The 25310-nt window shown below is 35.9% G+C and carries 19 protein-coding genes; 17 read left to right on the top strand and 2 right to left on the bottom strand.

Translation table 11 applies throughout. From position 1 onward, the window contains the following. Positions 1 to 51: 51 nt before the first annotated feature. The 9 genes from MW695_RS22920 to MW695_RS17850 all read left to right on the top strand — a co-directional run bounded on the left by MW695_RS22920 (position 52) and on the right by MW695_RS17850 (position 10442). Positions 52 to 273, top strand: coding sequence for a hypothetical protein (locus MW695_RS22920; protein ID WP_306421228.1), 222 nt, complete (start codon positions 52 to 54; stop codon positions 271 to 273). 298 nt (positions 274 to 571) lie between these two features. After that, a complete protein-coding gene (locus tag MW695_RS17885; protein WP_252120809.1) occupies positions 572 to 1582 on the top strand; it encodes a DUF3231 family protein in 1011 nt (336 codons plus the stop codon). A 182-nt stretch (positions 1583 to 1764) separates the two neighbouring features. After that, entirely contained in the window at positions 1765 to 2271 is a 507-nt protein-coding gene (locus MW695_RS17880; protein ID WP_247106832.1) for a DUF3231 family protein, read from the top strand. A gap of 536 nt (positions 2272 to 2807) precedes the next feature. Further along, positions 2808 to 3503, top strand: coding sequence for a hypothetical protein (locus MW695_RS17875; RefSeq protein WP_247106830.1), 696 nt, complete (start codon positions 2808 to 2810; stop codon positions 3501 to 3503). A 245-nt stretch (positions 3504 to 3748) separates the two neighbouring features. Further along, positions 3749 to 4702 carry a UV DNA damage repair endonuclease UvsE gene (gene uvsE / locus MW695_RS17870; protein WP_247106829.1) on the top strand — a complete coding sequence of 318 codons (954 nt, stop codon included), beginning with the start codon at positions 3749 to 3751 and terminating at the stop codon, positions 4700 to 4702. Positions 4703 to 5322: 620 nt separating this feature from the next. Next, positions 5323 to 6855, top strand: a complete 1533-nt coding sequence (locus tag MW695_RS17865; RefSeq protein WP_247106828.1) for an NADH dehydrogenase subunit 5 — start codon at positions 5323 to 5325, stop codon at positions 6853 to 6855. After that, on the top strand, positions 6855 to 9473 hold the full coding sequence (locus MW695_RS17860; protein ID WP_247106827.1) for a DUF2309 domain-containing protein: 2619 nt from the start codon (positions 6855 to 6857) through the stop codon (positions 9471 to 9473). The genes MW695_RS17865 and MW695_RS17860 overlap by 1 nt, the downstream gene beginning before the upstream one ends. 55 nt (positions 9474 to 9528) lie before the next feature. After that, positions 9529 to 9879: a Na-translocating system protein MpsC family protein gene (locus tag MW695_RS17855; protein ID WP_247106825.1), complete on the top strand. Its 351-nt coding sequence runs from the start codon at positions 9529 to 9531 to the stop codon at positions 9877 to 9879. A 32-nt stretch (positions 9880 to 9911) separates the two neighbouring features. Beyond that, positions 9912 to 10442 carry a carbonic anhydrase gene (locus tag MW695_RS17850; protein ID WP_247106823.1) on the top strand — a complete coding sequence of 177 codons (531 nt, stop codon included), beginning with the start codon at positions 9912 to 9914 and terminating at the stop codon, positions 10440 to 10442. 364 nt (positions 10443 to 10806) lie between these two features. On the opposite strand, the gene MW695_RS17845 is transcribed toward MW695_RS17850, so the two are convergent. After that, entirely contained in the window at positions 10807 to 12198 is a 1392-nt protein-coding gene (locus tag MW695_RS17845; protein WP_247106821.1) for a family 4 glycosyl hydrolase, read from the bottom strand. A 163-nt stretch (positions 12199 to 12361) separates the two neighbouring features. On the opposite strand from MW695_RS17845, the gene MW695_RS17840 reads away from it, so the two are divergent. After that, positions 12362 to 13198, top strand: a complete 837-nt coding sequence (locus MW695_RS17840; protein ID WP_247106820.1) for a helix-turn-helix transcriptional regulator — start codon at positions 12362 to 12364, stop codon at positions 13196 to 13198. Positions 13199 to 13528: 330 nt separating this feature from the next. On the opposite strand, the gene MW695_RS17835 is transcribed toward MW695_RS17840, so the two are convergent. Beyond that, positions 13529 to 14158, bottom strand: a complete 630-nt coding sequence (locus tag MW695_RS17835; RefSeq protein WP_247106819.1) for a YesL family protein — start codon at positions 14156 to 14158, stop codon at positions 13529 to 13531. Positions 14159 to 14551: 393 nt separating this feature from the next. Here MW695_RS17835 and MW695_RS17830 point away from each other — a divergent pair, with 393 nt between their 5' ends. The 7 genes from MW695_RS17830 (at position 14552) to MW695_RS17800 (ending at position 25026) form a co-directional block, all read left to right on the top strand. Beyond that, a complete protein-coding gene (locus MW695_RS17830) occupies positions 14552 to 15520 on the top strand; it encodes a carbohydrate ABC transporter permease (protein ID WP_247106817.1) in 969 nt (322 codons plus the stop codon). A 49-nt stretch (positions 15521 to 15569) separates the two neighbouring features. Beyond that, the gene (locus MW695_RS17825) at positions 15570 to 16370 is read left to right on the top strand and encodes a carbohydrate ABC transporter permease (protein WP_252120811.1); all 801 of its coding nucleotides are present in this window, start codon (positions 15570 to 15572) and stop codon (positions 16368 to 16370) included. A gap of 59 nt (positions 16371 to 16429) precedes the next feature. Continuing rightward, positions 16430 to 17776 (top strand): ABC transporter substrate-binding protein, encoded by a 1347-nt coding sequence (locus tag MW695_RS17820; protein ID WP_247106815.1) that lies wholly within the window; start codon positions 16430 to 16432, stop codon positions 17774 to 17776. A 261-nt stretch (positions 17777 to 18037) separates the two neighbouring features. Further along, on the top strand, positions 18038 to 19882 hold the full coding sequence (locus MW695_RS17815) for a sensor histidine kinase (protein WP_247106814.1): 1845 nt from the start codon (positions 18038 to 18040) through the stop codon (positions 19880 to 19882). A 5-nt stretch (positions 19883 to 19887) separates the two neighbouring features. After that, the gene (locus tag MW695_RS17810) at positions 19888 to 21516 is read left to right on the top strand and encodes a response regulator (RefSeq protein ID WP_247106813.1); all 1629 of its coding nucleotides are present in this window, start codon (positions 19888 to 19890) and stop codon (positions 21514 to 21516) included. 361 nt (positions 21517 to 21877) lie between these two features. Continuing rightward, positions 21878 to 23659 (top strand): sensor histidine kinase, encoded by a 1782-nt coding sequence (locus tag MW695_RS17805; RefSeq protein WP_247106812.1) that lies wholly within the window; start codon positions 21878 to 21880, stop codon positions 23657 to 23659. Continuing rightward, complete coding sequence (locus tag MW695_RS17800; RefSeq protein ID WP_247106811.1) at positions 23656 to 25026, top strand: response regulator transcription factor; 1371 nt, start codon at positions 23656 to 23658, stop codon at positions 25024 to 25026. The genes MW695_RS17805 and MW695_RS17800 overlap by 4 nt, the downstream gene beginning before the upstream one ends. Positions 25027 to 25310: the final 284 nt, after the last annotated feature.

Below are 25310 nucleotides of genomic sequence, written 5' to 3'. Positions count from 1 at the left end.
TTTGGACACCTTAAAAATGGTGGAAAAATTCAAATCGAGGTGAAATCGCTAATGGCATCAAGACGTCATCAATTATTTAACCTAATTATAATCATACTTCCATGGCTATCGTTACTATTTATAGGTAAACGTACGATTAAAAGATATTCATTAGCGAGTATTATAATAGGGATATTAGAGGTTATAAATCATATTATTGGCCACCAACGAAAATGGTGGAGTTTTATGAAAAGCCAAAATCATTTATTAGGGATGAGTTCCCTTTTGATCTAGGTCCCTACTTCCCCGTTACTTAAACTTTCATATGGGAATTTCAAAAAGTTTATATTAGTTAATGCTCTTGCGAATGGAATGTTTGCATTTTTCGGTATTCCTTTACTTGAAAAATTAAAGATTCTTCGTTTAAATCGGATAAATTACATTCAATTCTTTTTATATATTCACTACAAGGCGTATTTATTGTATGGAGTGCAATATTTGTTAGAAGAAAAATATAAGAAATAAGTCAGGACTGTCGGTTATGCGCAAATGAATGTTATTCTGAGGAAGCTACATTTTGGAGGGAGTTATATTGAGCCAAGGAAAACAAATTAGACTCACATCAGGAGAGATTGCCCAACTTTGGGCTCAATACATGAGTGATAGTGCAAGTATCTGCATGCTCACTTATTTTTTAGAAAAGGCTGAAGATACTGATATTAAGTCTGTCATTGCTTATTCCTTAAAGTTGTCACAATCTCATATTAAAAAAATAACTTCCATTTTCACTGCGGAGAAACACGAAATTCCACATGGTTTTAAGATAGAGGAGGATGTGGATGTACATGCTCCAAGATTGTACTCTGATAGCTATGTATTAAATTTTATTCATCAGATGTCCATGATTGGACTTACTACTTATTCGGGAAGTTTATCATCATCTGTAAGAGCAGATATAACAGACTACTACAGCAAATGTCTTTCAGAGACCATGCAATTAAATAAAATGACAAAGAATGTATTATTGTCAAAAGGTCTATTCATAAGATCACCTTACTTACCTAATCTAGAAGAAAGTAAATTTGTTAGCAAGCAAGGATTTTTATGGGATGTATTTGGTGACAAAAGATCATTAGTCGCATCAGAGGTAGCAAATGTATTTGCTAATTTCCAGAGAAATGCATTGGGAGTAGCTACCCTTATTGGATTTTCTCAGGTGTCACAGGGGAAAGATGTCAAGAAATTCTTTATAAGAGGAATAGAAATTGGAAAAAAGCACACTAAATTATTCGGGGGGAAATTGGAGGAAAGTAATCTCCCCGTTCCTACTTCATGGGCAGCAGAAATAACAAACAGTACGACTTATACATTTTCGGATAAACTTATGATGTTTTATACATCTACTTTGATAGCTTTAAGTGTTGGTTACTATGGTACAGGTATTTCTCAAAGTCCAAGAGTAGATTTAGGTGTTATGTATAACCGATTATCTTTAGAAATTCAATTATACTCTGAGGATGGGGCTAATATTATGATAAAAAATAAATGGTTAGAACAACCTCCGATGGCACTAAATAGAGAAGAGTTAATAAAAAATAAATAAAATTGGAGTATGTATTTAATAAGAATTTCTGAGCATGGATAAAAGATTAGGTTGGAAAAACATATATATTGTAAAAAAATATGCGATTGATTAATAATTCTTGAAGACTGGGATATCCTATCATTGTACTGAATTGGAGTGATCTAAATTTGAATTTAAATTTCGTTAGGAGGATATCAACAATGGGAATTTTAAGTGGAAATCCGCAAGAAGAACCGATGCATTACGGTGAGGTATTTGGCACATGGACCTTTTTACATGGCGCTAAAACGGCATTAATCTCTCACCAAACATTATTAAATCATGCAGGTGACGAGGATTTAAAAAAGCTTCTAATAAGTATGATGGAAAATGCGAACCAAGAAATTGAGCAATTAGAAAAGCTATTAAAAGAGAACGAAGTCGCACTACCACCTACTGCACCAGAACGTCCGAAAGCCGATTTAGAATCAATACCGGTAGGAGCGAAATTCAATGATCCTGAAATTGCTGCTATGTTAACTGCCGATATTGGAGCGGGTCTTATTTCTTGTAGTAAAAATATGGCACAGGGAATAAGAGAAGATATCATTATGATGTTTGGTCAGTTTCACACACAAAAAGCAACACTTGGTGGAAAGCTATTACGCTTGACAAAAGAAAAGGGCTGGTTAGTACCACCACCATTACATTTAAGTCAAACTGAATAGATGAATGCTGGGACGAAACCCTCCTCTGAAATGAAATCCGGTGAGATTTTACGACAAGTAAAATCTCACCGGATTTTATTCTCTTGAGATTCACCGCAAATATCGTGGTAGCAGCTTATTTCTCTTATTTCCTTTTTATAGTTGAAGAGTAGGGAATGTTTATTTTGCCTCTCAACAAAGCGGACGGGATGGGAGGAACGACTCCTGCAGGTGGGAAGGGCAGGTTGAAATCCAACGGCGCAGCCGGTTCGTATTATAAAGTTAACCAGATAAGAAAATATTTCTGGTTGACCATTTTTAGTTCAACGCCCGCCTGCGGAAAGCGTACCCCCCATCCCGGGAGCGAGGGCAAAGCTCTCTTTCAAGTCCGAAGTGAACGAGCCCTTTTTCAGTGGCCTCGAAGTATCGCTAACTGGATGTGACATCCAGTTAAATACCTATTCGAATGAATACTAGGAAAAATTTGTACAACGACTAAAAACTATCCCATTTTAGTGTTATCATAAATGGAGATTGTGTAAAGAAAGGGGAAAACGTTGAAAAAAAGTTATTTGCTATCTACTATACTATTGATTATGCTCATAGGATGCCAAAGTTCACCGCCGGAGCAACCTACAGTTGAAGAAGAACATCAAGCGCAGTCTTCGGACGGGGGAAATGATGGAACTGAACAATCAGTACGAGATGAACAAAATAGTGAAATGGTGATCACTGTTGAGGAGATTCAACAGATTATAGAAAATGGAGACACATCATTTGAAACGCAAAGTCCACTAGTTGGGGTTGGAGATACATATGAAGCCTTTGTCGATTTCTTCGGTGAGCCGGATGAGGGGGCTGGTATCTATTACTTATTTTTAAATAGTTACATGCCATTGCTTGTGAATGAGGTAAATGATGTGATGCAAGTTGTAGGTGTTCACTTGATTTTTGAGAAAACAGATTATCCGGCGCGAACTCTTGAGGAGACAATGGAAGAAATCGCTGCCTTCATTCCAACAGATGCCGAGGAGATCGACTTTTATGAACTTCCAAATGGACATGGCGTTGAATATTATTATGAAAGTAACTATATTGCCGATGTTTTTCGTGATCACATCTTTGAATTGGAGGAGCCAGGCGGCTTTTCCGTGCAAGCCACCTATGCTTCTGGTTCGCAAAAGGAGCTGTTTAGAGAAGTTGTTGTGACCGTTGGATATAAGGAAGATCCTGAGGGGGAAGAGGATCGTTAATTCAAGGCTATGTTGTGGATGAAAGAGGGCACTGAAAAAGTTGAAACGTCAACTTTTTTAGTGCCTCTTTTTTGGGTTAGGTGTGTAAGTATTCGTGTTCATGGGAATGGTCATGTTTTCGTTAGTGAGTATAATAGGAATTACGTTACAGTAGACAGGCCTTTTTGGATATGAAAGATCACACATGATTGTCTCTCCCCATACAAATACTATGATTATCGACAAGAATAAGGTGGATTGATGAAATGAGACTTAGATTCGGCTATGTGTCAACAGCACTATCTCTGTGGGAGGCATCTCCCTCTCGAACGTTAACCTTTACAAAGTGGTCTAAGATGGGACGAGATCAGCGGAGGGAGAAGCTACTTCATGTGACAAGGCATAATTTGCAGACAACGATTCGAATGCTGCATTATAATATTGCTCACGGTATTGAGCTGTATCGCATGTCTTCATCACTCGTGCCACTCGCAACTCATCCGGAGGTGAAGTGGGATTATGTTACTCCTTTTCAAGATTTATTTCAAGAGATCGGTGAACTTGTCCAGCGCTACTATTTGCGAGTGAGCTTTCATCCAAATCAATTTACGCTCTTTACGAGTCCTGAGGAGCATGTGACGATTAATGCGATTCGTGATATGACGTATCACTATGATATGTTGGAAGCGATGGGTTTACATAAGGATGCTAGAATCAATATTCATGTAGGTGGTGCATATGGAAATAAAATAGAGGCACTCGCGCGATTTAAGGATAATTTTTCAAAATTGGATAAGAAGATTCGCAAGCAAACTACGATAGAGAACGACGATAAGACATACACCGCTCTTGAAACGTTAAATGTTTGTGAGGAGCAAGGACTTCCTTGTGTATTTGATTATCATCATCACTGGGCGAATTCGATAGAAGGTTCATTGGATGTGATCATACCAAGAGTCTTTGTAACGTGGGAACATACGGGAATGCCACCGAAATTTCATTTGTCTTCGCCGAAATCAAATAAAGCGATACGAGCTCATGCTGATTACGTTGACATTGATTTTGCTCTTCCTTTTATCAAAGCTCTCAAAGCCTACGGACAATCAGCCGATATTATGATTGAAGCGAAGTCGAAGGATCAAGCTGCTCTGAAGCTTGTTGAGGAATTAAGTCAGATACGTGGGTTTAAACGTATTAGTGGAGGGGCGATTGAGATATAAGGAAAGCTCTGAATCCTTTTCAAGACAGGGATCAAGTATCTATCAAAACAGAAGATCGGCAAAGAATCTCCTCCCGTCACATCTGAATGTCAGACGATATGAGGACAACACTTGAAATGAAGTGAAAGTTAATCTTTATATATTTGTCTGCTGAAGAGAAATTATTGTTGACAATTCCTATAATAAGGTATATATTTTTACATAACTTAATAATCGATAGATGTTTATTTTTAGTTTCATAATTAATAAGGTCTTTAGCATTCTTTTAATATATAATATTGAAGTGGATGAAAAAGCTTCCTTAAGTATAAAGAACGAGAAAGTGACATAAATCGGTATATTTATAATCTAGTGATTAGATTATGAAATATACCGATTATTTTTGGCGGAAAATGATAAACATGTATGGATTATATCTTTTATGAAGGTAGCTCTTCAAAAAACGTAAGTTAGTTGAAGTGAAGCCGACAATTTTCAAGATTCAATGATTTTCTTTATCATTGAAGATTTGAAATTGTCGGCTTTTTTTTGGGGAAAAACACATCATGCAGGGGAAAAGTACGTATGTTATCTGAATCTGTCTCATCATACGTTTACGTCACTTAAAGGAGGAATGCTAAATGTTAGCTTTCATGAGTTCATCATCATTTTTAACCTTATTTTTTATCGTGCTTATCATTTCTTGTCTAAGCGGACTATTGTTTTTACACCCAAGGATTTCCTTACGGTTTGTACGGATTCATATTAGTATTGTAACCCTGCCACCATTGGTTTCCTTATTAGCTCTTGTTAATACTAGTGTGAATGGTGTAGTTGGTCTTTGGTATGTAGATTCGTTAGCATGGTTGTTGGCTTTCTTTGTCCTTTCAATTGGTTTAATCATCCAGCGTTTTTCCGTACGTTATTTAATGGGAGATCGCTCTTATCGAAAATATTTCATGCTGTTTACATTCACTACAGGGGCTGCTTCTATTGCATGGTTAAGTGGTGATCTTCGCTTATTGATCATTTGTTGGGGGCTCACTCTTATAGGATTAACCGTATTGATAAGGTTAAATAGTAGATGGAAAGTAACGAATGAAGCTGCTAAGGTTTCTGGTCGTTTATTTGCATTAAGTTGGTTCGCTTTGTTAATCGCTATCATATGGCTTTCGCAAGCCACTGGGCAATGGCAGTTATCGCTAGCTCTAACGAATGAACGTTTAGTTCTACTTGAAGCGTGGGAGGTAACGGGCATTAATTTATTGATTGTATTAGCGGTTATTATCCCTGCTGCCCAATGGCCTTTCCAACGGTGGTTAATAGAATCTGTTGTCGCTCCTACTCCTGTTTCCGCTATTATGCACGCAGGCTTAGTCAATGCGGGAGGAGTGATTCTAACTCGGTTTTCACCCCTTTTTAATGGCGATGTAGCTCAGATTGTTTTACTTGTTTTCGCGAGTGTTTCCGTCTTAATCGGATCAGGTGTTAGTTTGGTTCAAGTCGATTATAAACGCCAGTTAGTTGGCTCAACGATTACACAAATGGGGTTTATGCTCATTCAATGTGCGCTAGGTGCATATTTAGCAGCTATTATTCATCTTGTATTACACGGCTTGTTCAAAGCGACGCTGTTTCTACAGGCTGGCTCGGCAGTACGACATTATGAAGCAGTAACTCGTGTTAATGAACGTTCTTCTTATTTATGGGTCATAGCTGGACGTGCATTAGGCTTACTTGCTGGGGTTGCCTTTTGGCTCCTCGCTTCTGGAGAAGGGTATCAATTAGTTAGCGCACTAATCTTAGGGTGGGCATTATCCGTTTCTTGGACACAGCTCGTTGCATTTGGAAAGGGAAGAATGGGACGACTTGCAGGCGTTTTCTTGTTGGGAGGCTTTGCCATTGTTTACTTCATCACTCATAGCCTGTTCTTTGGGTGGTTGCATACGACTGGTTATCAAAGTGTCCAGCCTCCAATGTCAGTAGTTATCTTTGTCATAAGTCTTTTACTGTTTGGTAGTGCTGTAGGTACTTGGGCTGCTCGTAACCGTTCTTCTCTGTTCTTTGCTGTACTCTACCTTTGGTTAGTACGTTTAGGTGAAGCAAAGTCGAAGGCGGTAGATAGTCATCCAACCTATCTTAAACAATATTTTTCACAAGGAGGTAATCGCTGATGGGCATGACATCTGTATTGGTTAAAGAAACAAATGAACAAGGAAAGGATCTAAATACTGATTCTCAAAAAACGGATATAAACGTGTTAGTAAAATCAGCTAGCCGAGTTATTGCACCGCTTTGGCCTATTGCAACGTTTGCGGCACGTCATCCATGGATGGGCCTTGAAACACAATCTTTTGAACAGGTCGCAAGGTGGTTGAAAAATACGCGAGATGTGGATATTTATCCTAGTGTTTCGATGATTCAATCGGCAAAGGATCGAGGGGAAATTGATGAAACCTTTCTAGAATTGGGATTACAGCGTTGGCTTTCCTCACATTCTATGAATATACCACGGGAGATGGCAGAGCGCTTCTGTCGTGCTTCCATAAAGTTGGATCCGTTACCTACTAATCTTATGTCTTCACCTGAGTTACATACATTGGTAGATGGACTAAGTGTCTTGAATCCGGAACGTAACCCTTCGATGAAACCTTTAAGTTCGTATGTTAAGAATCAAAATAGTGAAAAAATCGTAAATATTCTCGATCATCATATGATCAAGTGGTGCAAATTTTACCTTGATGATTCACAGGCTGGTTGGACAATGCCCAATCGTGAGAAAGGATTTTATCATGCATGGCAACAGCTTATTTCGCATGATCCTGCCCTTAGTAAAGGTCAGCGTAAGCTCTTAAAAGATTGGCCACAAGAGACTCATGTGGCTTTAACTCAGGCATTATCTGCACTAGAAATCCCTGAGTCAGAGAGGAAAAGCTATTTAGAAGGTCATTTGCTTTCTTTACCTGGGTGGGCAGGGATGATGCTTTGGCGGTCGCAACAGTCGTCCCATGAACGTTCGCTTCTAACGGAATATTTAGCCGTTCGAATATCGATGGAGTGGGTATTTATAAAACCTTACTTACCTATATCAAATCAACAGTCTGATAACGAAGTTTCGGTTGCTCCGCTTTTAGCATCTTGGATTCACTGGGGGAATCTTACAATCGAGGAATGGACCCAGATGTCTAATATCGAACAAAACGAATATTTGACCTTTGCTTACCGATTTGATGAGACGATGCGAAGAAAGCTATGGTTGGAAGCATGGGAACAGACGTATACAGAACAATTAAGTGAGAAGATTCATTCGAAACAAAGTGTGAAGAATGATAAAAAAACATTAGCTCAATTTGCATTTTGTATAGATGTACGTTCAGAGCCCTTTCGTCGCAAGCTGGAAAAAGAAGGGCCATTTGAAACCATTGGTATTGCAGGCTTCTTCGGGTTACCAATTGCAACTAGCGAGCTTGGTAGTACACACTGCCATTCCTCTTTGCCAGTTATACTCAAACCGCAGCATACAATAAAAGAGTCTGCAGGTGCAAATGAACTCAAACAATATCAACAGCGTAAGCAGGTGGCCAATTCACTAGGCTATACATTTCATAGAATGAAACAGAATGTATTTGCGAGCTTACTTTTACCAGAAATTAGTGGACCTTGGCTTAGTTTACAAATGGTAGCGCGGAGTTTTGTCCCTAGAAGTGCAAATGGTGTCATACGTAACCTTCGAGAAGCATGGCTACGCAAGCCTAATACAAAGATTTCACTTCAGCATGTTCATGACACAGAAGCAGATATACCTGTTGGTTTTTCTGAGGAAGAGAAGGTTAATTATGCACGACAAGCTTTGTCAATGATGGGGCTGACAAAGAATTTCGCACCATTAGTTGTGATTTGCGGACATGGAAGTCAAAGTACGAATAATCCGTATGCTGCTGCTCTAGACTGTGGTGCATGTGGTGGTGCGGCAGGTGGATTCAATGCAAGAGTTTTAGCCGTTTTATGTAACCTTCATGTAGTAAGAGAAAGCCTATATACGGAAGGAATAGAAATCCCAGAGGACACGGTTTTCGTGGCTGCTGAACATAAAACAACGGTGGATGATTTACATTGGCTCTATGTTCCTAAGCTTTCGCAATCAGCTCAAGAAGCGTTTGATCGTATTAATGCTGTATTACCGAAAGTAAGTAATGATGCAAACGCAGAGCGCTTATCACAATTGCCTAATTATCACTCACATTTTAAAAATCCGAAGACAGAGGCACACCGATTTGCTGAAGATTGGAGTGAAATACGTCCAGAATGGGGGCTGGCTCGTAATGCTGCTTTTATTATCGGTCAACGAGATTTGACTGAGGACTGCAATTTGGAGGGGAGAGCTTTTCTTCATAGCTATGATTGGAGACAGGATCACAATGGTGATCTTCTCGCCAATATCATTGCTGGACCAGGGACGGTGGCTCAATGGATTAACTTACAGTATTATGCTTCCACTGTGGCCCCTCATTACTATGGGAGTGGAAATAAGGCAACACAAACGGTTACATCAAGTCTTGGTGTGATGCAGGGGAACGCAAGTGACTTATTAACTGGGTTTCCTTGGCAATCTGTCATGAAATCAGATAATGAGGCTTATCATTCTCCTTTACGTTTGTTAGTAGTCATCCAAGCACCACGGGAGTATGTCGAAAGACTATTAAATCATGATCCAACGTTCTCTCAAAAAGTTGGGAATGGCTGGATTCGATTGGCTACGGTCAATCAAGAAGGATATTGGGAGAATTGGTAAGCGGTATACTAAGTGAATGAATAGAGCTTATATAAATGTTTAAAGGGAGGATTATATGAATAAGACGAAAGGCTCGGTTGAATCTGAAATCAGTAAATCTGTAACAAAATGGGAAAAAGATTATCTCGGGCGTGGGCCGATTTCTGTGAAATCTAATATTTTACGCGATATGATAATCGTCACATTAAATGGAATATTAACCCCAGCTGAGTATAAATTGTGTAAGGATAAAGAAGGAATAACAACAATCAAAAGAACTCGAACTGAATTAGTGGAATCAGGAGTAGAAGAGTTAAAGGAAGTCATTTTTACGATAACAGGGAAGAAAGTTGTTAGTTTCCATACTGATCTAAGCACACGTACGGGCGAACGGATGATGGTCTTTAAATTATCAAGTGAGTTTTGATGAAAAAGGTAACCATGGAAGGAGTGAATGAAATGAGTGTAGATAAAATTAACAAAAAATCGTTATGTTTAATTGACATTGATCCTGAATTGGAGACCCGCCTACAAGGTGTAGTTAACGTTCAGCCGGAAAATATGTTAACTTTGCAAAGCTACGGTCCCGAAATCTCTCATCCTTATGGTGATATAATGAGATCGATCATCATTGCAGTTTATCAAGAGAATGTTGAAGAGATTTTTGTAGTAGGAATAAAAGACAAGGAAACTGATCCAGTCGATCTAGAAAGCCTACTTTATTCTGAGAGTAAAGGCATGAAGGATAAAGTAGAAAGGTTGGACTATCTTTTTCAAAATTGTCGACCTGAATTTTCAGGTGGCAAGGTAATAGATTGGTTAGAAGGAAAAAAGAATATAACCGAAAGTATTGAGAAGAGTGTTGAAATTATTCGAAATCATCCTTTCATACCATCTTATGTGAAAGTTCGTGGTTTAATCATCAATAATAGGAGTGGAGAGTTCTCTATTATTGATGGGGTTACAAGAGAACCCTTATTAAAATCTTAACGAATTGAAATAGATCCTTTGGTGAGAGAAGGTGAATGGCAATCTACTCTATAGCTTTGGAATGGGTGACCAAAAGGATCCTTATTCCGCTAAATGAGAGAAATGTGGTTCATGATGCAAAGGCGGTTCCTCATTCCGTTATTTTGATAAAGTCGGAAGGAAAAGGAGGGGACATGGGGAAATAGCGGAATGAGGATCCTACAACAGCCTCAATAAAGGCTTTATGACGCAAATAGAGGAATGACGATTACATAAGAGAACGACAGAGCTTCACGGGTGGCGTCTGCTTCGCTTGTTACATGTCCCACTTTTAGGAAATTAGGACATCGGACGACACAGCTCGACGAAACCTACCGTGTATTTCTTATTCCGAAGTATCATACCAATGCTGTGGAATGACATCCTTTTCTAATTGCAACAGCTCATGAATGATCTGATCAGCATCAGCAATTGAATGAACTAATGGATCTGTTAACATCGCTCTTCGCAATTTCTCATAGCTTTCTTCTAAGACAGCTTCAACAGTAAGTTCATGAGTATCTAAGACGACCTCCTGCATTCCTCTAATACCTCGAGGCATTTCCACTACAGGTAACGGCTTCACACCTTCCATTGTCACTTCGCATAACAGTTCTAGAAAGGCATCATCACTCATATTCGGAACAGCACCTTCGTTCCATGTATTAATGTAAAATGGCTTACCTAATCCACCTACCATATTTTCAATAATATCTGTGGCGTGATCTGGACCGAATGAAGTCATATATTCTTCAATCGGAGTTTCACCATTTAGAAAACGATCCACCTGTTCCCACATTTCCTCATGTCGTTTATATCGCTCATCTGTTTCCCAAATAGAAAGGGGAGGGATGTATTCTTTTAATTTTCCGAGTCCTTGCCAGTACGGTACATATTCTTTTGTATGGGCTGTACATGTTGGAACACTTCCGAAAATGTCATATAATTGATAGCTAATTTTATCATTAAATAATGCCTTTGCACCTGTATCCCCGCCTACCGTTTCTGTTTCGGCTGAACGTTTCAGCGATTGTGCAATAATAGGAAGAACATTTTTCCCTTTGTACTCCGCTTTGATCAACCAAGTGAAATGATTGACGCCGGTAATGTGTATATCAAACTGACTGTCAACATATGCTGTATACTCTTTTGCATCGTTAATGATCCCTGCTCGCTGTGCATATAATATTTTCTTATGTGGCATATGATGGGAATCGCACAAAGCAAAGCTTTTCAAATTTGGTGCATATCGTTTCAAGGCCATTCCATGGACGGTCGATGGGTTAATATAATTGATCACCCACGCATTTGGGCAAATAGTCTCTATGTCTTTTGCGCATTCCATAATAGTCGGTAACTCTCGCATCGCTCGAAAAATTCCACCAGGACCAATCGTATCGCCTGAACACATTCGAATGCCATATTTCTCAGAAACGGTACAATCAATTCCTCTATACTTCACTGTATCAACAGCAAAGCTAAGGACGACAAAGTCAGCATCTTTGAGCACCTTCGTTCGATCAGTGGAGCCTTCAATTTTCAACTCTACGTTATTTGCTTCTACAACCATCTTAGCGAGCTTAACTAACTTGTTTAACCGATCTTCATTCGTATCAACTAATGCTAACGTACCTTTATTCAAGTGTTCTGAATGAACCATTTGCCAAATAGCTTGACGACCAAAGAATAAACTTCCTGCGCCTAACACAACTACCTTCGGATAATTAGCGATTGTCATCCCCTCCAAATGTTATTTGTTCCAATTATAAAACAATGACTAGAAATAAAAATGTACGTAGGTAAGCATAAGATGTCATTAAGTAAGATTATTTCATTTGATTAGTTCCTATTGTTATAATTAAAAGGAATGACTATGTCTAAAAGTATGAGGTTGATGAATCATGGATAACGTAACTCTTTTTAACGAGCTTTCCGAGCATGCGATGCTACGTATATATGGTAGTCAAGAAATTACTCATCCTGGTCATTGGATCGAAAGTAAAAATCATCTCGATTATGATCTATGGTACATTCAAAAAGGGAAAGTAGAGATTCACATTAATGAGGAGGTTTACGAGGCATCAGTAGGCGATCTTGTTCTATTTAGCCCAATGGTTGCTTACACCGCAACAACAGTAGATGGACCTTGTCAGTTTATTTTTACCCATTTTGACTTCATTTTAGGAGATCGCCTTGACTTTTTAAACCATTTTCAATTGTCAGGTGTGATCAAACATAGACTTGTGAAAGAGGAAGTTGAACTGTTTCTTGACACATATAACCAATACAAACAGAACGCCCCGATGTCAGGAATTCGCTTAAAAGGATGTCTAACCATTTTGATTGCCAAAATTATTGAAAAGTACGGAACAGGGCAATATCGAGGAACCTTTACAAACCTAGCACCTTCTCACAATCAAACAGGGCATTTGGACCACTTAAAATTGGTCTTTGACTATGTGAACGAGCATCTACATACACCACTTCGCATTAAGGATTTAGCTACTCTTGCAGGAATGTCTGAGAAGTATTTTATCCACTATTTTAAGCAAGCACTTGGCATGACGCCAGGAAGGTATGTATACCAGCTTAAAATGAACCGAGCTCGTGAGCTGTTATTTAGTAAACATTATACGATTCAACAAATTGCCAGCAAGCTTGGATATCCAGACCCTTATAGTTTTTCAAAAGCATTTAAGAAGCATTATAAAGTACCGCCTTCTCAGTTTTTTAGGTAGTAAAAGAGGAACGGCTTTTTATTGTTGGATGCGTTATTATTTTACTGTTTTATTCGTAAAGATGAAGGGTCTTTAAAGTTAGTTTTTAGATTATTCTTTTTCTAATTTGAAATCTAAATAAGAATGGTCAAGAATTAAAATGGAATATTAGAGTCTTTATAGAAAAACAATTAGTTTGGTAAAATTACTTGTAAAAAATTATAAAAGGAAGATGGTCGAACCGAGTTGGCGGATAGGGCAAGCTGAATTTGCCCTATCCGCCTCATTCTTTTAATATTTACAAAATAAAAATTTCATAATAGTAGACTTTATTGTACAAAGAGAAGTGTATCAGGCTTGAGGAATTGATTGGTTCTTTTCAATTTTGCGGTACGCTAGTTTAGCAGAGGACAAGATGACTAATCCTAAAATACTAACACTAAAAAAGATACTAAGACTAGGAATAAATGCATTCGCAAAATAAACAGCGCAAAATCCAAAAATAATATACAAACTAGCTAATGGACTGTAAATGGCGATTAATAGAGAATTTTTAATATGTGTTTTTACATGTATTTCAAATTCGACATAGGAGTAAAGAAAATAACAAATAACTAAAAAGTAAAAGCAACTTACAATGATTGATGAGATATACAATAATTCTGAAACAGCAATATCAGTTGTTCTGAAAAACTGTATATGACTAAAAAGAATTAAGGCAATTATTATAATGAAAGCACCAATCTTATTACTTTTGATAAATTCTTGTTTGTAGTAGCTCCAAAAAGTTGAAAATATAGCTACTTCTTGTTGATTGATATATTGTCTTAAAGTAGACAACAACGCTATTGTAGCAGGAAAGAACCCCAAAATCCCGAGTCCTAAAACGGTAAACAAAATCCACAAGATGTTGATAAAAGCTAATCGATAAAACCATGTACAAAATGCGAAGATAGCCCCGGAAAAAGCCCCTAATTGCATCGTCTTTCCTCCCTATACCTTGTTTTTCTCATTTTTTAAAAATATATCATGGTTAAGGAATAGTTGTGTACTTAATAAGAGAAAAGTAAATAAATTTTCTAAAAAGTAAAAATTGTTCATACTGAAGTTGGATATAAAATCATTCAAAGCAACTCTATAAGCATTTAGTAATCGAATAATCGATTAATATAAGAAAGGCAAATATCTAGAAATAGTGAGAATACCAATACGTTCAGATAATTTGAATTCATAGGTATTACACTATTTCTGTAGGAGTGGGGTAGTAAAGCAGGAGGTAAAATTTTTTTCATTTGCGTAAATATAGTTCATTGATGTAAGCGCTTTTAAATATTAAGCTGAAGCTATATTTATTTTGAAAAAGAGGTGAGCAACATGAGTAGTAGAGTGAAGGCTGAACCAATTGTACAAGAAGGACTCCCCTCCAAATCAACATTCAAAAGAAAGAAAAAGAACGGAGACCATTTTGGTGGTTGGCGTGAGAACTTAGCAGGTTGGCTATTTATTGGACCAATGCTAATTGGGACATCTATTTTAGTAATCTTTCCCATTCTTGCATCGTTAGCTCTTAGTTTTAGTGATTGGAATATTGTAGCGGGATACGCGAATGCAAGGTTTGTAGGGTTCGCTAACTTTATTGATTTATTTAAAAATGATGTTTTCTTAAAGTCATTAGGAAACAACTTTATCATTTTGATATCCATCCCAATCACCTTAATCGTCTCATTAGCGATCGCTACCATTATTAATAAATATATCTATTTTAAAGATGTATTTAAAGTCATTTTTTTCATGCCATTTATCTCCAGTATTGTTGCAGTGGCAGTCGTTTTCCGAGTGTTATTTCATCCTACAAATGGACCGATTAATCAGTTTCTCATGGCAATCGGAGTTAATAATCCCCCTGGGTGGATTGCAGACATATCGTTTGCTTTACCATCGGTTATGATCATTATGATATGGACAGGCATTGGTTTTAACTTAATAATTTATTTAGCTGGATTACAAAATATACCAAAACAATTATATGAAGCAGCACAAATAGATGGTGCTTCTGCTTGGTACCAATTTACGAAAATAACGATACCACTTGTTTCACCAACTACTTTCCTTTTATTTGTAACCGGTATCATTTCAAGCTTTAAAATTTTTGATTTGATTATTGTCTTAACTAACGGTGGACCGGCGAATTCAACAAATGTTCCTGTTGTTTATTTATACCAAAAGGCCTTTTTGGAATTAAAGGCAGGATATGCCTCATCTGTAGCGTTAGTTATTTTTGTAATTGTACTAATCATTACGTACATTCAATTTTTAGGACAGAAAAAATGGGTGAACTATTGATCAGGGGGGAGACAAAGTGAAACAACAAATTGATTATAGAAAATTAACCATGACGATTATTATGGTTCTTTTAGGTGTATTTTTTATGACGCCGTTTCTTTGGATGATATCAGCTTCTTTAAAAGTTGAAGAAGAAGTTCTAACATTCCCGATTCAATGGATACCAAATACTTGGAATGCTGTAGAAAACTATCGTGAAGTTTGGACAGGATCATTACCATTTCTATTGCTATATTGGAACTCGATCAAAGTATCAGTATTAACAACATTAACATCCGTTTTTATTTCAGCTATTGCAGCGTATGGTTTTTCAAAGATTAATTTTAAAGGTAGAGATGCGGTATTTCTAATTGTATTAGCTACCTATATGATACCACCACAAACTTTATTAGTTACCCAATTTATACTGTATCGGTGGTTTGGTTTGTACGACACACACACTGGACTCATACTTTTAAATAGTTTTAGTGTATTTGGAACTTTTATGCTTCGACAATTCTTTCTAAGTGTTAGCAATGAAATTATTGAATCTGCAAGAATGGATGGTGCTGGCCATTTTCGAATTTTCACATCAATCGCATTACCATTAGTGAAACCAGCCCTAGCAACATATGCAATTTTACGCTTTATTTGGACGTGGAATGACTTTCAATATCCTTTGATTTTTTTAAGAAGTAGGGAGTTGTATACGATTCAACTCGGGGTTTCAAGCTTTGCTGATGACCATGGAAGTATTTATTCATTAATGATGGCCGCATCTGTATCGGCAATTATTCCACTATTAATTGTTTTCATAATAGGCCAAAAACAAGTTATTGAAGGGATTCAACTTGGCGGTGTCAAGGGTTAAGTAGTTAGTAACCATTCATATGGTTTACTATAATAAATGACTATGAAGGAGAGAGGAAAATGAGAAAACGTTGGGGGTTATTATCATCTATCATGGTAGTCTTGCTTTTAATTGTAGTCGGTTGTTCAAGTGGGGGGAATAATAGTTCTAGTGAACCTGCAGAAGATAATGGCGATGGAGGTACAGATAGCGTTGAAGAAATTACTTTACGTTTTGTTCATTGGATCAATGAAGATAGTGGTAAATGGGAGCCTTTAATTTCACAATATGAAGAACAAAATCCTGGAGTTACTATTGAATCTATGCCATTAGTAGAAAATATGAATTCACAAGATTATTATCAACAATTAGATTTAATGGCAGCAGCAGGTGAATATTTAGATATTATTATGTTTAGTAATCTAAATGATTATGTAGCTCGTATCAATGCCGGATTATTGGAACCGCTTACCCCATTCTTAGATGCTGAAGGGATTGATATTAATGAAGAGTATGTAAATAGTTATGCAGAAATTGATGGGGACTATTATGGAGTTCCAATGAAACAAGTAACGAATATGATTTTAATGAATAAAAATCATTTAGATGAAGCAGGGTTGGAAATTCCGGAGCAATGGACATGGGATGAGTATCGTGAATTTGCAAAACAATTAACAACAGATGATCGGCATGGATCATATTTGCATATATGGCATGATATGCACTCTCTATTGAAATTTCCGGGCAAACCTGAAGGGGCTAACAGACTTCTAAAGTCAGATGGAACGTCAAATGCCGATGATCCATTAGTACGAGAGTCTTTGGAATTACGCTATGCGTTAGAAAATGAAGATGAAACCTCCGTCCCGTTATCATCCATTCTTTCTCAGCAAATGGACTATCGCCAACAGTTTTTCACAGAGGCTGTAAGTATGCTTCCAATTGGTTCGTTTATGCTGTCAGAGTGGGGGCAATTTACACCTGAGTTCGAAATTGCATGGGCACCTTGGCCTCAGAATGGAGAAACTGATAAAAATTATACTGGAGTTGGTGGTGATGCTTTAAGTATTGCTAAATCGTCTGAGCATAAACAAGAGGCGTATGATTTTATTCGATGGTTAACAACAGAAGGTATTATGGAACAAAAAATATGGGTGCCGTCATGGCGAAATGCCGATCTCACTACAGCTGTTGAAAATATAGCATCGAATACGAGTAACCCTGAAGCGCTACACATTGAATCAATCGTTCATACACTTCAATCGTCGGAGCCCATTGAAATCTATGCTCCTGCTTCGTATATAACAGAGGTTCATACGGATTTTGCTACAGAGGTGGAAAGATATTTACTCGGAAACCAAGATATAGACACAGCCATTGAAAATGTGCAAGCTCGTGTTCAGAATATTGTCGAATCTAATCAATAATTATGTGTTACTATACAAAAGAGAATGTCTTTTCGCTGAGGTCACTGAAAATGATTAATCACTTTTTCAGTACTTTACATTAGACTAGCAATGACTTCACACGTTGCTCGCCTGATACGATTAAACACTCGTATCAGGCTTTTTTAAAAGATAAGAAGGTACATTTGAGGAAGAAAGTGTGGGGAAAATTTAGATCATGTTGGCAAACTCAAAGGTGAGCGAAGGATCTTAACTCTATTGTTTTATAATCATGAAAAGTTAATGAAAGGTCATTTCGATGATACGCCTTATACATTTGGTGGTGAACGTACAATGAAATTGTTCAAAAAGTTAAAACAATTATCCTTACGTAGTCGGCTAATGATTGCTGTTATCTTTTGTATCTTATTTCCTTGGATTATTACCTATTTTGTTTCAAATTATTTAACGAAAGACCCATTAGAGGAGCTGGCTGTTAACCAAGCAATAAGGTCATTAAGTTTGATTGAAATGAACTTAAAACATGTGCTAGATGAAGTTATGTATACGTCAAATTATATCAAATTTGATTCAAGCTTTAATCAAGTAATGAGACAACATCAGACGATAGATCCTAGTTCACCTCAAGCTCAACAAGAGATTGTCCTAAACTTTATAGAAATATCTAATCATTTATCAACGATAACTGACATAATGTCACCAACCTTTCTGACCATTTTGTATAACAATGATCTTTATTATATGAATTACTCTTTAAGTGAATTTCACCCATTAGATTTTTACAAGGAACCATGGTTTGATGAATTAAAATCGTTAAGTTATTATCAGACATTATGGATTGGGGTTCACCCTACTTATATCCAATCAGATCAAGACTCTAATCCTTATTTGATTAGTTTTGGTAACTATTTAAGGCAAGCAACTCGATATGATGCGTATTTAATTATAAGTGTTCGTGAAAAACAAATAAGATCACTATTAGAAAATCATCAACAAGATCTCAGTTCTGAATTTTATTTAACGGATCATCATGGAAAGGTTTACTCTAGTGCGGATGAAACCATGATTACTCAAACATTACCTTATGATGTTAATAGCAAGGAATATGACATTGTAGAGCGAAATGGAAAAAACTATTTCTTAGTCAGCCACCCTGTCTCCTATTCAGATTGGCGATTAGTTAGTCTAGTGCCTTATCAAGAAACAATCGGAAATATTAACAGCATGACCAGAATTACGATTACTACTCAAGGGGCTCTGCTATTATTATTTTTAATTGGTCTCATTGTACTTGTCCGTGAATTAACAAAACCTCTAATAGAATTATATGAAGTCACGAAGTACGTTGAACAAGGTGATTTGAGCAGGAGAGCTAAATTATCAGGCGATAATGATATCTCAAAGTTAGGTTTTTCCTTCAATGAGATGTTAGATACGGTAGAAGACATGGTTGATCAGGTTCGTTTACGTGAACAAGAAAAACGGACGGCAGAATTAGAAATGCTACAAGCTCAAATTAATCCCCATTTTTTATTTAATACGTTGAATGCGATTAGGTTACAGATCAAATTAAATGGAGATCCCAAAAGTGCACAATTAATACATGCATTGTCGTCTTTGCTGAGAATGACAGTCAATCGTAATAATCCATTTATTCGAATTGAAGAGGAATTAGAGATAATCGAAAATTATACGAAACTCATGAACTTTCGACACCAACACGATATAGGATTAACGATTGATATTGAGCTAAACGCGAGAGAAATTGAAGTTCCCCGTTTTTTCTTACAGCCTATTGTTGAAAACGCTATTATACGTGGCTATAATGAAAAAAAAGGTTCAATTGTCATCCATGCTTCTATCGTAGGTCACAAAGTGTTGAAGCTTGAACTTACTGATGATGGAATTGGTATGTCAGAAGAAACGCTGTTGAAATTAAAGGATAAGATTTATCATTCACAGTTGAGCACCCAATCAAAAAAACAACATTCTTTTAACGGAATTGGCATACAAAATGTATACCAAAGAATGAAATTGATATATGGCGATCAGTTTATTATGGAACTAGATAGCAAAGAAAACATAGGTACAAGTTACACATTCTATATTCCTATTGAAAAGGGATGATCAAAATGTATCAGGTAGTTTTAGTTGATGATGATAAACTCGTTACAAAATTTTTAGAAAAAATGATTTCTTGGGAAGATCATGGATTCAAGGTTGTTGCTTCTTTTCAAGGAAGTTTGGAAGCTTATGAGTATTTGTTATCGCATCCATATGATGTATTAATTACAGATATCGGGATGCCGCATATGAATGGTGTTGAATTAATATCAAAAATTAAAGAGCATAATAGCTCATCATACAATGTTATATTATCGTGTCATGATGAATTTCATTTTGCACAACAAGCAATTAAATTAAAAACTTTTGATTACCTTCTAAAAGAAACAATGGAAGAAAAAGATATCATTGAACTGCTACGTAGGCTGAAACAATCATTGGATCAAACAAAACAAGATGTCTATCAAAGAGATAAAATTAAGAGTTTTCTAAGAAATAATCAAATGTCTTTAAAGACTAATTTTCTTGAGAAGATTATACATGAACCCCATGTTAAGCAGGATGAATGGTGGAAAGAGCAGGAAGAGCTGTTAGGTATAGATTTTTCGCATGAAAGCTACTCCGTGATTCTTTGTTATATTGACCAGTTTAAAGAAGCGATTACCCGATACAAAAATGAAACATTGCTTCAATTTAGTATCAATAATGTAATGGAAGAATCATTAACGAAATATGAACATGGTGTGCAGCTATTCTATCTTCACAAGAAAATTTTTATCCTGTATCCAGCGAGTTCAGCTAAGTTATTAATTATTCATCGTACATTGGAACGGGCATTAGGTGAAATACAAAGTAAGCTAAGGAGTTATTTAAGACTATCGATTACATGTGTTATTCATCCTGGTTGTCAAGAGCGAGATGAAATTAAAGTATCTATGCAAGAGTTAATAAATAATGAAGAACAACGTTTTTATTATCCATACGGAACCATTCAACCCTTTCGAAAGATAGACTATCAAAAGGTCTCCATATTTGAAAAATACGCTACTGAGGTGGATCAAGTAAAAACAGCGATTTTGATGAAAGATAAAGAAAAATTGAACGAATGGCTTGCAAACAAATTAGAAGAAAAGAAAATGGAACAGCATACACCCAAAGCTATAAATGACTGGGTAATGTTGCTAACGTTAGATATTAAGGTTAGTTTAAATGCACTACAACATTTTGAAAACCAATCTATTTATACAATAACAAGTCAACGATTGCAAGAAACAGAGAATTATCAAGAGTTGCAATTATTGCTAACGGATATTTTCCACGAATATATCGAACAAGCAAAAATACTTGAGTCCATCTCTGGAAATGAAGAAATCATCAAAGCCAAAAAGTATGTTTATTCTCACTTTAATAATAAAATTACGTTAAAAGATATGTCGTCTCATTTGCATTTAAACCCAAGTTATTTTAGCAGACTTTTTAAACAAGAAACAGGGGAAACATTTATTGAATTTGTTACAAGGATAAAAATGGAAAAAGCGATGGGGTTATTAGATAATAGTACGAAAACCGTCGAACAAATTTCATTAGAGTTAGGTTTTGATAGTAAGAGTTACTTCGTAAAAACGTTTAAAAAGTTTGTAGGGATTTCACCGAAAACATATAAATACAAAAAAGACTATCAACCTATTAATGAATAACTCAAATTAATTGACTAAGGCAATGGAGATACAGGCAACATTACAAATAAGGTTTTTGTGTTGGATGAGAATGGTTGGCCGCACGTATAAATGTAAAAATGACTGCGTAACGAATGAGTTGCGTAGTCATTTTTTGTGAACTAGAAAGGCTGGAAATTTTTTGAGTATGGCAGTTACTATCTCAAAATGTTTTAATATATGCTATTATAATAAAAGAAAGCGTTTTCTTTTATTTGAAATAATAAAAATTTATAAAATTAGAGGAAAACTTGTGGGAAAAGCATAGAGGGTGTTGCAAACTCAAAGGAGAGCGACGGCTCCGTACGCGGCTTTAAAGAAAAGACGCTGTCGCGTTTTTCTTATGTCGAAATTTAGGATCGTCATTACAATTCGTGGAGTGAATGGATGTATGAAAGCTTTTGATCGATTGCGAAATTTTTTTGTATCAATGAGCTTGAAAAGTAGAATTTCAATTCTCTTAGGTACAGGTACTTTTTTATTGCTAGCTTTTACAATTTTATTCGCATATTTCTCCATGTCTTCTATTTTAACTAGTAAGCTACATTCTACTTTTAATAGTAATGTGCAACAAATTAGATTATCAATAGAAAATAAAATAGATGATTTGAATTATGTCGCTCAGCAAATTGTATTCTCTGATAACATTACGTATAACTTTTATGACTATTTACATCTTCCTCAATCATACGAGCGTGTCACACTGTATGACGAAATAAAAAGTGAATTGAATTTAGTCACATTTAGTAATCCGAGTATTGGTCTGGTTTTCATTTATATAGAGGGAGATGATGATTATTTTTTTAATAACTATGGTGTAAAAGACCCATTTGTCATTGATAGCGATACAATTATAAGTGAAGGTTCTAGTATGTATATGTTTGGCCCGCATGTGAGTATGGAACGGTATAAAGATTCGTATGTTCTGTCGACAATTAGAGAGCTTAACATGGGGATTGATCGAAATGTCTATGTTTATTTAGAATCAAACCTCGATCTAACGAATGATTTATTAGCAATAGATCACGTTATGAATGATGCCGAATATATGATTTTAGATGATTCTGATCAAATCATTTATAGCGATAGTGACTTGTTTCCGAAAAATCAATACTTTAATCGTGAACATAGTACTTATGGTAAGAAAAACGGCTACTATTGGTTTCAAGAGCAAACGGATGAAGGCTGGAGTATTATTGCACTTATACCTATATCAGAATATAACCAAGAAATGAATCAATGGGTTCTTTTAATGATTTACATTATGATCTTATTTGTCGTGATCAGTTTTCTTGTATCTTTAATCCTATGGAAGACGATTTATAAACCAATCAATGAATTTAGAAGAGAAATTAAGCTTGTGGGAAATAATAATTTTCATACTGATATCGTTGATACGAAAATACCAGAGTTTTCAGATCTTGTCACACGATTTAGAGCGATGCGAACGAAAATTGCAGAATTGATCAAAGAGATTGAAAAAAAAGAAAGAAAAAGAGCTGATTTAGAAGTAGAAAAATTGAAGCACCAAATTAGTCCTCACTTTTTAATGAATACGTTAGACACCGCAAAATGGTTAGCCATTTCTGGAGAAAGAAAAGAATTAACGCACTTGTTGACGTCTCTAAATAAATTGTTATATTACAATATGGGCAAATTAGGAATTTTATCGACGCTAGAAGATGAGTTAGATTCAATGGAGCAATATTTGAAGCTACAACAAATTCGTTATGATTTTTCTTATGAAACTAATATTCAGGTTTCAAGTGAAGTACTCCGTACAGTCATTCCAAGATTCATTTTGCAGCCGATCGTTGAAAATTCAATCTACCATGGGCTAGTTGATGAAGGGACTATTCGTATTAACGTAAATCGTAAAGATAGTAGAATTATCATTGAAATTACAGATGATGGTAGAGGTATGGAGAAAGAGAAAATGAAAGAGATTCTTTATAAAGAAACTCACAAACAAACGAAGAGTGGGATGGGAATTGGTTTAAACTATGTAAAAAGGGTTATGGATAGAACCTATGGCGAATATGGCATGCTTGAGATTCAAAGTACTTTAGGCAAGGGAACTACCATTCGATTGTCAATACCATTCATTAAGGGGGAAAACCCATGATAAATGTACTGATTGTGGAAGATGACAAGTTAGTTCGCAGTAGCCTTATTTCGACCTTTAATTGGGAAAAATATGATATGCACATTGTTAATGATGCAAAAAATGGTGAAAAAGCATTAGAAGTATTAGAACAAGAATCAGTAGATTTAATCATTACAGATTTAGCTATGCCCATTATGTCTGGAATAGAACTAATAAGAGTCGTAACAAAAAAATATCCGCGTATTGCTATTGTCGTTTTATCATTACATCGAGATTTTGAATATATTCAAGAGGCTATGAGATTAGGGGCAATTGATTATATAGCAAAAGTTGAGTTAGATGAAGAAAATATGGATGAGAGTCTAAATCGAATTAGAAACCGAATTAAAAGCAAGAGTCATACTTCTAAATACTATGTTGAAGAAAGTATTGACAATGGATATGTATTGCTTACTGATCATGCATTTGATTGTCATAATATTTTAAAAGGTGTACTAGACTCTCAACATATGAATGTAGCTAATGAAAACTGTTTGATCATAAAGACTAATCGTTTTTCGGTTGAGTTGTTAGTGGACACTTTAATAAAATACCATCAAAATATTGGTCCATTATTATGCATCACCTCAAATGGAAACAAAGATAAGATCGAAATAAACAAATTAATAGACCATTATGAACAACTAATCTTTTATGAATTAGAATCAGATTATAAAGTAGCAATAAAAAATATAGACCAAATCCTTTTACCTGAAAGAATTTCAAAAGAGCAACTTGGTAAATGGAAAAAGCAAATTCATTCATTAGAATGGATTACGAATGAATTAGAATTAACGAATCTTTTGCAGCTGGTCAAAAATGCGCGTCTTAATAAGAGCCAATTAGAAGATGTTTTATTATGGACGATTAATAAGTGCACTCGTATGTTTTATGAACAATTATCATTTGAGATTCAGATGCCTGATGAATTTGCTCACTGGAAAGAAGTGGAGAAGTGGTTCTATGAAGTGAAGCAGAAAATATATTTAGAAGCCTATTGCTCTCATTATTCACCTGAAGCGAATAAGTGTATTATCCAGGCACTATCTATGATCGAAAATAATATAAGTTCACCAATTACTGCGAATGACATATCGGAACAGGTGAATATGAGTAGAAGTTATTTTTCTAAATGCTTTAAAGATATTGTTGGCAAGACATTTAATGAATATGTCCGATTCGTAAGGATTCACAAAGCAAAGCATTACTTACAAAATACGAATGATAGAATAGGTATCATTTCAGAAAAAGTTGGCTATATTGATGTGAAGTATTTCAGTAAAATCTTCCGTTTAGAGACAGGTCTTTTGCCTAGCGATTATCGAAAAATAAAACAAGGGTCTTAAATGTCATTTAAACATGCACTTTATACTGTCCATACTGCGAAAGTGGTTATTATTAGGTGAACATATAAACTAAAATAAGTATCAACGACCTTTAACTATTTATTAGTTTAGGTTGGTTGATGCTTTTTAAAATGCACAGAGGATGACTTTCGAAGTGACGTTTACATCGATGTTGTAATCTAAGCGACAGTTACACGTATACATTTGCGGATAAGGTAGACAAATGAATACTATTTGTATGACTAAAGTGTTGTGATAGTTAAAATCTTCCTTATCAAATATAA

Origin of the sequence: Halalkalibacter sp. APA_J-10(15) (assembly GCF_023017105.1) — a bacterium.
In the GTDB taxonomy this organism is placed as follows: Bacteria; Bacillota; Bacilli; order Bacillales; family Bacillaceae_D; genus Halalkalibacter.
Note: the sequence above shows the minus strand (reverse complement) of the source record. Positions and strands in the feature narration are given on the sequence as shown.

Excerpts from the sequence above, each read along its gene's own strand:
- MW695_RS22920 (WP_306421228.1), top strand. The coding sequence starts at position 52 with ATGGCATCAAGACGTCATCAATTATTTAACCTAATTATAATCATACTT.
- MW695_RS17880 (WP_247106832.1), top strand. The coding sequence starts at position 1,765 with ATGGGAATTTTAAGTGGAAATCCGCAAGAAGAACCGATGCATTACGGT.
- uvsE (WP_247106829.1), top strand. The coding sequence starts at position 3,749 with ATGAGACTTAGATTCGGCTATGTGTCAACAGCACTATCTCTGTGGGAG.
- MW695_RS17865 (WP_247106828.1), top strand. The coding sequence starts at position 5,323 with ATGTTAGCTTTCATGAGTTCATCATCATTTTTAACCTTATTTTTTATC.
- MW695_RS17860 (WP_247106827.1), top strand. The coding sequence starts at position 6,855 with ATGGGCATGACATCTGTATTGGTTAAAGAAACAAATGAACAAGGAAAG.
- MW695_RS17855 (WP_247106825.1), top strand. The coding sequence starts at position 9,529 with ATGAATAAGACGAAAGGCTCGGTTGAATCTGAAATCAGTAAATCTGTA.
- MW695_RS17850 (WP_247106823.1), top strand. The coding sequence starts at position 9,912 with ATGAGTGTAGATAAAATTAACAAAAAATCGTTATGTTTAATTGACATT.
- MW695_RS17845 (WP_247106821.1), bottom strand. The coding sequence starts at position 12,198 with ATGACAATCGCTAATTATCCGAAGGTAGTTGTGTTAGGCGCAGGAAGT.
- MW695_RS17840 (WP_247106820.1), top strand. The coding sequence starts at position 12,362 with ATGGATAACGTAACTCTTTTTAACGAGCTTTCCGAGCATGCGATGCTA.
- MW695_RS17835 (WP_247106819.1), bottom strand. The coding sequence starts at position 14,158 with ATGCAATTAGGGGCTTTTTCCGGGGCTATCTTCGCATTTTGTACATGG.
- MW695_RS17830 (WP_247106817.1), top strand. The coding sequence starts at position 14,552 with ATGAGTAGTAGAGTGAAGGCTGAACCAATTGTACAAGAAGGACTCCCC.
- MW695_RS17825 (WP_252120811.1), top strand. The coding sequence starts at position 15,570 with ATGACGATTATTATGGTTCTTTTAGGTGTATTTTTTATGACGCCGTTT.
- MW695_RS17820 (WP_247106815.1), top strand. The coding sequence starts at position 16,430 with ATGAGAAAACGTTGGGGGTTATTATCATCTATCATGGTAGTCTTGCTT.
- MW695_RS17815 (WP_247106814.1), top strand. The coding sequence starts at position 18,038 with ATGAAAGGTCATTTCGATGATACGCCTTATACATTTGGTGGTGAACGT.
- MW695_RS17810 (WP_247106813.1), top strand. The coding sequence starts at position 19,888 with ATGTATCAGGTAGTTTTAGTTGATGATGATAAACTCGTTACAAAATTT.
- MW695_RS17805 (WP_247106812.1), top strand. The coding sequence starts at position 21,878 with ATGTCGAAATTTAGGATCGTCATTACAATTCGTGGAGTGAATGGATGT.
- MW695_RS17800 (WP_247106811.1), top strand. The coding sequence starts at position 23,656 with ATGATAAATGTACTGATTGTGGAAGATGACAAGTTAGTTCGCAGTAGC.